5 protein-coding genes and 1 pseudogene are annotated in these 12,605 nt (G+C 41.9%); 4 read left to right on the plus strand and 2 right to left on the minus strand.

The genetic code is table 11. The annotated features are described in order from the left end of the window. Positions 1-12 precede the first annotated feature (12 nt). From rpoB to ACULLH_RS15845, 3 genes are read left to right on the plus strand one after another with little or no spacing between them, the layout of a single operon-like run. On the plus strand, positions 13-3,822 hold the full coding sequence (gene rpoB, locus ACULLH_RS15835; protein WP_454089730.1) for a DNA-directed RNA polymerase subunit beta: 3,810 nt from the start codon (positions 13-15) through the stop codon (positions 3,820-3,822). Between the two features lie 43 nt (positions 3,823-3,865). Beyond that, positions 3,866-8,164 carry a DNA-directed RNA polymerase subunit beta' gene (gene rpoC, locus ACULLH_RS15840; RefSeq protein WP_454089731.1) on the plus strand — a complete coding sequence of 1,433 codons (4,299 nt, stop codon included), beginning with the start codon at positions 3,866-3,868 and terminating at the stop codon, positions 8,162-8,164. A 56-nt stretch (positions 8,165-8,220) separates the two neighbouring features. Further along, on the plus strand, positions 8,221-8,532 hold the full coding sequence (locus ACULLH_RS15845) for a DUF3467 domain-containing protein (protein ID WP_420321903.1): 312 nt from the start codon (positions 8,221-8,223) through the stop codon (positions 8,530-8,532). A 58-nt stretch (positions 8,533-8,590) separates the two neighbouring features. On the opposite strand, the gene ACULLH_RS15850 is transcribed toward ACULLH_RS15845, so the two are convergent. Together ACULLH_RS15850 and ACULLH_RS15855 are read right to left on the minus strand one after the other, a co-directional pair. Next, complete coding sequence (locus ACULLH_RS15850) at positions 8,591-9,022, minus strand: hypothetical protein (protein ID WP_454089732.1); 432 nt, start codon at positions 9,020-9,022, stop codon at positions 8,591-8,593. Between the two features lie 86 nt (positions 9,023-9,108). Beyond that, on the minus strand, positions 9,109-10,701 hold the full coding sequence (locus tag ACULLH_RS15855) for a peptide chain release factor 3 (protein WP_454089733.1): 1,593 nt from the start codon (positions 10,699-10,701) through the stop codon (positions 9,109-9,111). Positions 10,702-11,096: 395 nt separating this feature from the next. Between ACULLH_RS15855 and ACULLH_RS15860 the strand changes: the two are divergent. Then, positions 11,097-12,605: pseudogene (locus ACULLH_RS15860) on the plus strand (hypothetical protein); the annotation flags it as partial.

Raw genomic sequence — 12,605 nt, forward strand, 5'->3', positions numbered from 1 at the left:
ATTTGTCCATTGATGTTCACAAACACTACTGAAAGAGTAAATTTCGCATCCGCTAAGAACATACCGGAATACCCGGATTTCTTGGACATTCAGATTAAATCTTTTCAAGACTTTTTTCAACTTGAAACAAAATCTGACGAAAGAGGAAATGAAGGTCTCTACAATACCTTCATGGAAAATTTTCCCATTACAGATACTAGAAACCAGTTTGTACTCGAATTTCTAGACTATTTTATAGATCCACCAAGATATTCCATCCAAGAATGTATTGAGCGTGGACTTACGTACAGCGTTCCGTTAAAGGCGCGATTAAAATTATACTGTACCGATCCAGAACACGAAGACTTTGAGACCATCGTACAGGATGTTTACCTAGGTACCATTCCTTACATGACCCCAAGTGGGACTTTCGTAATAAATGGAGCCGAGAGGGTTGTTGTTTCCCAGTTGCACAGATCTCCAGGGGTTTTCTTTGGACAATCTTTCCACGCAAACGGTACAAAATTGTATTCTGCCAGGGTAATTCCATTTAAGGGATCTTGGATAGAATTCGCTACAGATATCAATGGGGTGATGTACGCTTACATTGATAGAAAGAAAAAATTACCGGTAACCACGCTTTTCCGTGCCATCGGATTTGAAAGGGATAAGGATATTTTGGAAATCTTTGACCTTTCTGAAGAAGTAAAGGTTTCTAAAGCCGGTTTGAAAAAAGTATTGGGACGAAAACTTGCAGCAAGGGTATTGAACACTTGGCACGAGGATTTTGTTGATGAAGATACTGGTGAGGTGGTTTCCATCGAGCGTAATGAGATCATCCTGGATCGTGATACCGTTCTTGAAAAAGAGCACGTGGATGAGATCATCGATGCCGATGTGAAGACTATTTTGCTTCATAAAGAAAACAATGCGCAGTCTGATTATGCAATTATTCACAATACATTGCAAAAGGATCCTACCAACTCCGAAAAAGAAGCGGTAGAGCATATCTACAGACAGTTGCGTAATGCTGAGCCGCCAGATGAAGAGACAGCTCGTGGTATTATTGACAAATTGTTCTTCTCAGATCAACGTTACAACCTAGGTGAAGTTGGTCGTTACAGAATGAACAAGAAATTGGGTCTTGATATCGGAATGGACAAACAGGTTTTGACCAAGGAAGATATCATCACCATAATCAAATACTTGATCGAGTTGATCAACTCCAAAGCGGAGATTGATGATATCGATCACTTGTCAAACCGACGTGTTAGAACCGTAGGTGAGCAGTTGTCACAACAGTTTGGTGTTGGTTTGGCCCGTATGGCCCGTACCATCCGCGAACGTATGAACGTTCGTGACAACGAGGTATTTACCCCGATTGATTTGATCAACGCAAAGACATTGTCTTCCGTGATCAACTCTTTCTTCGGTACAAACCAGCTTTCTCAGTTTATGGATCAAACCAATCCATTGGCAGAGATTACACACAAAAGAAGGTTGTCCGCACTCGGACCAGGTGGTCTTTCCCGTGAAAGAGCAGGTTTCGAGGTTCGTGACGTTCACTATACGCACTACGGAAGACTTTGTCCGATTGAAACTCCTGAAGGACCAAACATTGGTTTGATTTCTTCACTATCAGTATTTGCCAAGGTCAACCCAATGGGCTTCTTGGAAACACCTTACCGCAAGGTAGAAAATGGTGTTGTAAATACTAAGGAGTCTATCTATTTGAGTGCTGAGGAAGAGGAAGGAATGAAGATTTCCCAGGCAAACATTCCAATGGATGACAAAGGGAAAATTGAAGAGGATAAGGTAATTGCACGTGAAGAAGGCGATTTCCCGGTTGTTGACCCATCGGAGGTAAACTATACCGACGTTGCCCCTAACCAGATTGCTTCTATTTCCGCTTCCTTGATTCCATTCTTGGAGCATGATGATGCGAACCGTGCATTGATGGGATCGAACATGATGCGTCAGGCCGTTCCATTGCTTCGACCAGAATCGCCAATCGTGGGTACTGGCTTGGAAAGACAGGTTGCAACCGATTCTAGGGTATTGATCAACGCGGAAGGTGATGGTGTAGTTGAATATGTTGATGCCCAAAAAATCACGATCAAGTACACAAGATCTGAAGAGGAGCGTTTGGTAAGCTTCGAGGAAGATTCCAAGACGTACGAATTGGTAAAGTTTAGAAAGACCAACCAAGGTACCAGTATCAACCTTAAACCTATTGTTCAAAAAGGCGATAAGGTCAAAAAAGGTCAAGTACTTTGTGAAGGATATGCAACTCAAAAAGGAGAGTTGGCATTGGGTAGAAACATGAAAGTGGCATTTATGCCATGGAAAGGATACAACTTCGAGGATGCTATCGTGATTTCTGAAAAAGTGGTTCGCGAAGATATTTTCACATCCATCCATATTGATGAGTATGCCTTGGAAGTAAGGGATACAAAATTGGGTGCTGAGGAGTTGACCAACGATATTCCAAACGTTTCCGAAGAGGCTACCAAGGATTTGGATGAATACGGTATGATCCGTATCGGTGCAGAAGTTAAACCTGGCGATATTTTGATCGGTAAGATTACACCTAAGGGTGAATCTGACCCTACACCAGAAGAAAAATTACTTCGAGCCATCTTTGGTGATAAAGCAGGTGATGTAAAAGATGCATCATTGAAAGCTTCACCTTCATTAAGAGGTGTTGTGATTGATAAAAAATTGTTCTCTCGTTCCATAAAGGATAAGCGCAAGCGCTCTGAGGACAAAGAAGCCATCACCAGATTGGAGATGGATTATGAGGTGAAATTCCAGCAATTGAAAGATGTTCTTATTGAGAAACTCTTTGGATTGATCAATGGTAAGACATCACAAGGTGTAATCAATGATTTGGGTGAAGAAGTACTTCCAAAAGGAAAGAAATACACCATCAAAATGTTGAATGCCGTTGATGATTTTGCCCACTTGGTTGGCGGAAGCTGGACTACCGATGACAAGACCAATGCTTTGGTTGCCGATTTGTTGCACAACTACAAAATCAAGTTGAACGACATTCAAGGAAACCTAAGAAGGGACAAGTTCACCATCTCTGTTGGAGATGAGCTTCCTGCAGGTATCATGAAATTGGCCAAGGTATATATTGCCAAAAAGCGTAAGCTAAAGGTTGGTGATAAAATGGCTGGTCGTCACGGTAACAAAGGTATCGTTGCACGAATCGTTCGTCAAGAAGATATGCCTTTCTTGGAAGATGGAACTCCTGTGGACATCGTGTTGAACCCACTTGGGGTACCTTCCCGTATGAACATTGGTCAGATTTACGAAACTGTGCTTGGTTGGGCAGGTTTGAAATTGGGCAAAAAATACGGAACTCCAATTTTTGATGGGGCTACATTGGAGCAAATCAACGGATTTACCGATGAAGCTGGTGTACCAAGATTCGGACACACCCATTTGTATGACGGAGGTACAGGACAACGATTCGACCAAGCTGCAACAGTAGGTGTTATTTACATGTTGAAACTAGGTCACATGGTAGACGATAAGATGCACGCCAGATCCATTGGACCATACTCACTGATCACACAGCAACCATTGGGTGGTAAGGCCCAGTTCGGTGGTCAGCGTTTTGGTGAGATGGAGGTTTGGGCATTGGAGGCCTACGGAGCTTCATCTACTTTACGTGAGATTTTGACAGTAAAGTCCGATGATGTAATCGGTAGGGCTAAAACTTATGAGTCCATTGTAAAAGGTGAGACCATGCCAGAACCTGGATTACCAGAATCTTTCAACGTATTGATGCACGAGCTTAAGGGATTGGGCTTGGATATCAGATTGGAAGAATAGTATAAAGTATAAGCATTTTTAATCATATCATCTCCATAGTATTATGGCTAGAATAAAAGATAATAACGCACCAAAAAGGTTTGATAAAATTTCCATCGGATTGGCTTCTCCAGAGTCTATATTGGCAGAGTCAAGAGGGGAGGTTTTAAAACCTGAGACCATTAACTACAGAACCCACAAGCCTGAGCGCGATGGATTGTTCTGTGAGCGTATATTCGGCCCTGTAAAGGATTACGAATGTGCCTGTGGAAAATACAAGCGTATCCGTTATCGCGGTATCGTTTGTGACCGTTGTGGTGTTGAGGTAACGGAGAAAAAAGTACGTAGAGATCGTGTGGGGCACATTAACCTTGTGGTTCCTGTTGCGCACATCTGGTACTTCCGTTCACTTCCAAATAAAATAGGATACCTATTGGGATTACCTTCCAAGAAATTGGATATGATCATTTATTATGAAAGATATGTGGTCATTCAACCAGGTGAAGCCAAAGGTCCTGAAGGTGAGGAAATCAACAAAATGGATTTCTTGACCGAAGAGGAATACTTGAACATCTTGGAGACACTTCCAAGTGAGAACCAATATTTGGAAGATACTGATCCAAACAAGTTCATCGCCAAGATGGGGGCTGAGTGTTTGATCGATCTATTGGCTCGAATTGATTTGGAAGAACTTTCATATAGTCTTAGACACAAGGCAAATACTGAGACTTCCAAACAACGTAAGACAGAAGCATTAAAAAGACTTCAGGTTGTTGAAGCACTTCGTGAGTCTCAAGACAATAGGGAAAACAGACCAGAATGGATGATTATGAAGGTGGTTCCTGTAATTCCACCAGAATTGCGTCCGTTGGTTCCATTGGATGGAGGTCGTTTCGCAACTTCAGATTTGAATGACCTGTACCGTAGGGTTATCATCCGAAACAACCGTTTGAAGCGTTTGATGGAAATCAAAGCCCCTGAGGTAATCTTGAGAAACGAAAAACGTATGCTTCAAGAAGCAGTGGATTCACTTTTCGATAACACGAGAAAGGCTTCTGCTGTAAAAACAGAATCGAACAGACCATTAAAATCCCTTTCTGATTCCTTGAAAGGTAAGCAAGGTCGTTTCCGTCAGAACCTATTAGGTAAACGTGTGGATTATTCTGCTCGTTCCGTAATTGTGGTTGGACCTGAAATGAAATTGTATGAATGTGGTCTGCCAAAAGATATGGCCGCTGAGCTATACAAACCTTTTGTAATCAGAAAATTGATTGAAAGAGGTATTGTAAAGACGGTGAAATCGGCTAAGAAAATCATTGATAAAAAAGAACCAGTAGTTTGGGATATCCTGGAGAATGTTCTTAAAGGACATCCAGTATTATTGAACCGGGCCCCCACACTGCACAGGTTAGGTATTCAGGCATTCCAGCCAAAATTGATTGAAGGTAAGGCAATCCGTTTGCACCCATTGGCGTGTACGGCATTTAACGCTGACTTCGATGGTGACCAGATGGCAGTTCACTTGCCATTGGGACCAGAAGCGATTTTGGAAGCTCAATTATTGATGTTGGCTTCTCAGAATATCCTGAACCCTGCCAACGGTTCTCCTATTACCGTTCCATCACAGGATATGGTTCTGGGACTATACTACATGACCAAAGAGAAGAAATCTACCAAAGAAGAACCTGTATTGGGTGAAGGATTGACTTTCTATTCTGCGGAAGAAGTAGAGATTGCTTTCAACGAAGGAAAAGTAGAGCTTAATGCTGGTATAAAGGTTAGAGCGAAGGATTTTAATGAAGAAGGTGAGCTGGTAAACCAAATTATTGAGACTACCACTGGACGTGTTTTGTTCAACAGCGTTGTACCGGAACAAGCTGGATACATCAATACAGTTTTGAACAAGAAGTCCCTAAGGAATATTATCGGGGATATTCTAGCTGTTACCGATGTGCCCACAACAGCGGAATTCTTGGATAAGATAAAATCCATGGGATACGATTTTGCCTTTAAAGGAGGTTTGTCCTTCAGTTTAGGTGATATTATTATTCCACCTGAGAAGCATGATATGATCAACGATGCCAATGAGCAGGTTGATGGCATTATGATGAACTATAACATGGGACTTATCACCAATAACGAAAGATACAATCAGGTTATTGATGTTTGGACTTCTACCAACGCCATGTTGACCGAATTGGCCATGAAGCGAATTCGTGAAGACAAGCAAGGATTCAACTCGGTATATATGATGTTGGATTCCGGTGCAAGGGGATCTAAAGAACAGATTCGTCAGTTGACCGGTATGCGGGGTCTGATGGCTAAGCCGAAAAAGTCGACTGCCGGAGGTGGTGAGATTATTGAAAACCCGATTCTTTCCAACTTTAAGGAAGGACTATCGATTTTGGAATACTTTATTTCCACTCACGGTGCTCGTAAGGGTCTAGCGGATACCGCATTGAAAACTGCGGATGCTGGTTACTTGACAAGACGTTTGGTGGATGTTTCTCAAGATGTGATTATCAACATTGATGATTGTGGTACGTTAAGAGGTATTGAAGTATCAGCGTTGAAGAAAAACGAAGAAATAGTTGAAACTCTTGGAGAAAGAATCCTAGGTAGGGTTTCGCTTCACGATGTATACAATCCATTGAATGAAGAATTGATATTGGCTGCAGGTCAGGAAATTTCCGAAGCCGATGTCAAAAAGGTTGAAGCTGCGCCAATCGAGAAGATTGAAGTACGTTCTGCATTGACTTGTGAGGCTCCAAAAGGAATTTGTGCAAAATGTTACGGTAGAAACTTGGCGACCAATAAAATGGTTCAGCGAGGTGAAGCTGTTGGTGTTGTTGCAGCACAGTCCATTGGTGAGCCTGGAACCCAGTTGACCTTGCGTACGTTCCACGTGGGTGGTATTGCAGGTAACATTTCTGAGGATAACAAGCTTGAAGCAAAATTCGAAGGTGTAGCTGAAATAGAAGATCTTAGAACCGTTGTTGGAGAAAACAGTGAAGGCGAAAAGGCTAACATTGTAATCTCTAGAACTTCCGAGATTAAGGTAGTGGATGCCAATACAGGTATTACCTTAAGTACGAATAACATTCCTTATGGTTCCCAATTATTTGTAAAGAATGGGGCCAAAATCAAACCAGGAACTGTTATTTGCCAGTGGGATCCATATAACGGAGTTATAGTTTCCGAATTCACTGGACAAATCGCTTACGAGAATATTGAGCAAGGAGTTACATACCAAGTGGAAATTGACGAACAGACAGGTTTCCAAGAAAAGGTAATTTCTGAATCTAGAAACAAGAAGTTGATTCCAACTTTGTTGATCAAAGATGGTAAAGGAGAAACTTTGCGTTCATACAACTTACCTGTTGGTTCCCATATTATGGTGGACGACGGCGAGAAGATCAAAGAAGGTAAGATCTTGGTTAAGATTCCACGTAAGTCTGCTAAAGCAGGGGATATTACAGGTGGTCTTCCAAGGGTAACCGAGCTTTTCGAAGCACGTAACCCTTCCAACCCAGCTGTTGTATCTGAAATAGACGGTGTGGTTTCGTTCGGAAAAATCAAGCGTGGTAACCGTGAGATTATCATCGAATCCAAAATAGGTGAAATCAAGAAATACTTGGTGAAACTGTCCAACCAGATTTTGGTACAGGAGAACGATTATGTACGTGCTGGTATGCCGTTATCTGATGGATCTATTACTCCAGAAGATATCTTGGCCATTAAGGGACCATCAGCTGTTCAGCAATATTTGGTGAACGAAGTTCAAGAAGTATACCGCTTGCAAGGTGTGAAAATCAATGATAAGCACTTTGAGGTTGTTGTACGTCAAATGATGCGTAAAGTACGTATTGAGGATTCTGGTGACACCACATTCTTGGAGAACCAGTTGGTACATAAAGATGATTTCATCCGCGAGAACGATGAGATTTTCGGACAGAAAGTTGTTGAAGATGCAGGTGATTCCGAAAACCTTAAGCCCGGACAGATTATTTCTGCAAGAGCATTAAGGGATGAGAATTCGATTTTGCGTAGGGAAGACAAAACTTTGGTAACCGCTAGGGATGCCGTTGCTGCAACAGCAACTCCAATTTTGCAAGGTATTACTAGAGCTTCGCTTCAGACAAAATCGTTCATCTCGGCAGCGTCGTTCCAGGAAACTACTAAAGTATTGAATGAGGCCGCGGTGAGTGGTAAAGTTGATACCTTGGAAGGATTGAAGGAAAACGTTATTGTTGGACACAAGATTCCTGCCGGTACCGGTATGAGGGATTATGATAGCATCATCGTAGGATCAAAAGAAGAATACGATGAAATCATGGCCCGAAAAGAGGAATTCAAATTCTAATAATTAAACCCTGGCAATCGTCAGGGTTTTCTTTTTTATTTAAATAGAAACATATAATGGCTGAAAACGATAAAAATCAAAAGCAAATCAATATAGAGCTGGACGAAAAAACAGCAGAAGGAATTTATTCCAATTTGGCGATCATAAACCACTCCGTGTCAGAATTTGTGGTTGATTTTATTAGCATGATGCCCGGAGCGCCAAAGGCTAAAGTAAAAAGTAGGATTGTTTTGACGCCACAACACGCTAAGAAATTCTTAAAGGCTTTGAACGACAACGTTGCAAGATTTGAAAAGGCACATGGCACCATCAAGGACTATGAACAACCCCCCATACCCATGAATTTTGGACCTACCGGGGAGGCATAAAAAACAAAACCTGACAATTCATTGTCAGGTTTTTTGTTATTTCATGTTTTGCCAATTATCAGCTCAGCCATCCTTTTTGGATGCCTTTTTTTGCAAATAGAATCAACAATACTCCTACCACAATAATTATGATGGGCATAATAATGGCTTGGTTTCCATATACTTCAATGGTGTTGCTTAAAAACAGTCCATAAGTAAATTGGGCAAGAATGCCCAGCAAGGAAACTACAAATACCGGTTTGGCCCATTTTTTCCTTAACAACAGGGCTATACAACCCAAGGTTCCTCCAAAAACAGCGATGGCAAATGCTGCGGTCACCCAAGCAGGTTGACCTTCAAAAAGCTCCCGTTGGGCTTGGGTCATTTGCTCTAGTTCTTCGATACTCATGTAAGCTTGGGATAAATAGGATAACACTCCCATAATATTCCATAATAGTGCAAGAACGCTTACCACCCAGAACCAAACTGGTGGTTTGTTTGAATCAGTCATAATAATGGTTATTTAGTGATTACAAGGTATAAAGTACAAAAAAAGTGGAAATCTACCTTGTTTTCAATCGGTTAGCCATTAGAAACCTATTCCGTGATCTCTGAGGTAAAGCGTAGTTTTACCGAAGGATATTTCTGTTGTGTCATTTGAAGTGAAAATGCAGAATCGGCTAAAAATACCATTTGCCCGCGTTTATCGGTAGCCAAGAATTTTTGCTTTACCCGCTTAAATTCCTTGAATTCTTCACCGTTGGGTTCCTCTGCCTCTACCCAGCACGCTTTATGTACAGGGAAGTTTTCATACGTGCATTTAGCACCGTATTCATGTTCCAACCGATATTGAATCACTTCGTATTGCAATGCGCCAACAGTTCCGATTACTTTTCGTCCATTCATTTCCAATGTAAACAACTGGGCAACACCTTCATCCATAAGTTGGTCGATGCCCTTATAAAGTTGCTTGGCTTTCATCGGGTCGGCATTGTTAATATACCTGAAGTGCTCTGGAGAAAAACTCGGAATACCTCTATAATTCAATTTTTCACCGCTGGTCAAAGTATCCCCGATTTTAAAATTTCCCGTGTCATGGAGTCCCACGATATCACCAGGATAGGAAATGTCTACAATTTCCTTTTTCTCGGCGAAAAAGGCATTGGGACTGGAGAACTTAAGCTTTTTGTCATGCCTTACATGCAAATAGGGCTTGTTTCGTTCAAAAGTTCCAGACACAATTTTAATAAAAGCCAAGCGGTCCCGATGCTTTGGATCCATGTTTGCATGGATTTTAAAAACAAATCCCGAAAAATCTTTTTCGTCAGCTGCTACAACGCGCTCCTCGGCCATTTTTGCCCTAGGGGAAGGGGCAATATCCACAAAACAATCCAACAATTCCCTTACACCAAAATTATTGAGCGCTGAACCGAAAAAAACGGGTTGTTGTGTCCCATTGAGATAGGATGTTTTGTCAAATTCAGGATAGACTCCTGTAACCAACTCCAAATTATCGCGAAGCTCCGCGGCAGAGCCCTCACCAATGATGTTTTCAAGTTCAGGATTTTCGATATTATCAAAAGCAATGGTATCTTCGATATTTTGCTTGCTGTTCCCACTGAACAGATTGATGTTTTTCTCGTAAATATTGTAAATCCCCTTAAAATCGTAGCCCATTCCGATCGGAAAGCTTAAAGGAGTTACCGAAAGCCCAAGTTTTTGTTCTACCTCATCCAATAAATCAAAGGCATCTTTACCTTCCCGGTCCAATTTGTTGATGAATACGATCATGGGAATATTTCGCATACGGCAAACCTCCACTAATTTTTCAGTTTGCTCCTCAACACCTTTCGCCACATCTATAACAACGATCACACTATCTACGGCAGTCAGCGTTCTAAAAGTGTCCTCGGCAAAGTCCTTGTGACCAGGAGTATCTAGAATGTTGATTTTTTTATCATTATATATAAAGGCAAGAACAGAAGTGGCTACGGAAATTCCACGTTGACGTTCAATTTCCATAAAGTCACTAGTGGCGGATTTCTTGATTTTGTTGTTTTTTACTGCACCAGCTTCTTGGATAGCACCTCCGAATAATAGTAGTTTTTCAGTTAACGTAGTCTTCCCTGCATCAGGGTGTGAAATAATCCCAAAAGTCCTTCGTCTTGCTATTTCCTTATCAAAATCCATCTACAAAATTTCGGCAAAAATAACGTAATTATCTCTTTTTGAATGCATATTGAAAACGCTATGTAAATGTTGATGGTATTGGTGCAAAAAAAAGGAAATTAATTGCCGTAAAAACAAAAAAGTAGAGTAATTTTCGCACAGTGAATTTTCTTGTTTTTTATGCGACGATAATCCATTTTACAACATGGTTCGTATAAATAATAATGGTAGGTAATGACGAGGAAAACGCTTTTTGTCGATTAAAATAGGTAGTGCATCCTAAATGCACTAACTATGTGCGCAAATGGTGGTCGGGATGTAACAAGAGAAAACCACTAAAAATTAAGAAAAGCCCCATTTTCTTACACGTTCGAGAACACTCATGCCATGGTGATTAGTTGACCAAAACTGTCATTATGGAAAAAATTACTTTCTTATATCTTAAGGAAAAGGTTTCATATAGTCTTTTTTCACTACTATTCCTTGCATTTTGTCTATGTTTTAATACCACCTTACATGCATCCGTTTTGGAAGAAATACGACCTTCCTACACCGATACTGATGGTGATGGCATTCCTGATAAAAAAGATGTAGATTCCGACAATGATGGGATTATCGATACCGAGGAGGATGAAAATCTTGACGGCGATGATTGCTATTGGACAAATCCTACGGATACCGATGGAGATGGAATTCCTAACTACTTGGATATTGATTCTGATGATGATGGAATAATTGATAACATTGAAGCTCAAACTTCCCATGGATATATTCCACCCTCATGTGAGGACAAAGATAAGAATGGACTGGATGATGCTTATGAAGAAACTCCCGGGAGTTGCAACGGACTGCTACCGATAGATACGGATGGAGATACCCAGCAAGATTATAAGGACATTGACTCTGACAATGATGGGATTTTGGATAATGTAGAAGCTCAATTCTTTGATGAGTTTATTGCGCGCTCTGGCAAAGATGTGAATGAAAATGGATTGGATGATGCCTATGAGGAACTTGGTGATGACAAATGCAACTATAATGGAAAAGAAAGTCACTACAAAGGAGGCGACAAGGTTGTATTATGCCATAAAGAAGATAAAAGCTACAAAAATCCTAAAAAAGGATATCATACAATAAGTGTAGCTCCTGCCGCGGTCCAAGCCCATTTGGATCATGGAGATACCCTAGGACCTTGTGAAGAAAGTTGTGGTTTCACTGGCGGTCTGGACCCGACAGATTCGGATGATGATGGTATCAAGGATTTTAGAGACATAGATTCCGACAACGACGGAATTCCAGACAATGTGGAGGGTCAGACTACTGCAGGATATGTACCTCCATCTGGTTTGGATGATGATAATGATGGTTTGGACAATGCATACGAAGGAAGTGGAGATGAAGGAATAACACCAGAAAACACAGATGGAACCGATTTGCCAGATTATTTGGACGATGACAGTGACAACGATCTGGTGGCCGACAACAACGAGGGGAACGACTTCAACTTCGATGGCGTACCGGACCAGGCCTTCACGGGCACGGACACTGACAACGACGGGCTGGACGACGGCTACGAGGGCAGTGATGTCAACGATGGCTATGATGTGAACGACGAGATCGACGACCCGGCCAACGACCTGCCGGACACCGATGGGACGGAGGATGTTAACTACCGTGACTTCGATGACGACGGCGACGGTATAGACACCCCGGACGAGGATGCGGACGATGACGGCGACCCCACAAACGACGACACCGATGACGACGGCACCCCGGACTATCTGGACCCTGACGGTCCCGGTGACGACACCGACGATGACGGCGTACCGGACAGTGTCGACCTTGATGACGACAACGACGGTATCCTGGACACCGTGGAGGACCACAATGCCGACGGGGACAACGACCCCTTGACGGACCCATTG

The sequence above is a fragment of the Flagellimonas sp. 2504JD4-2 genome, from assembly GCF_053642935.1.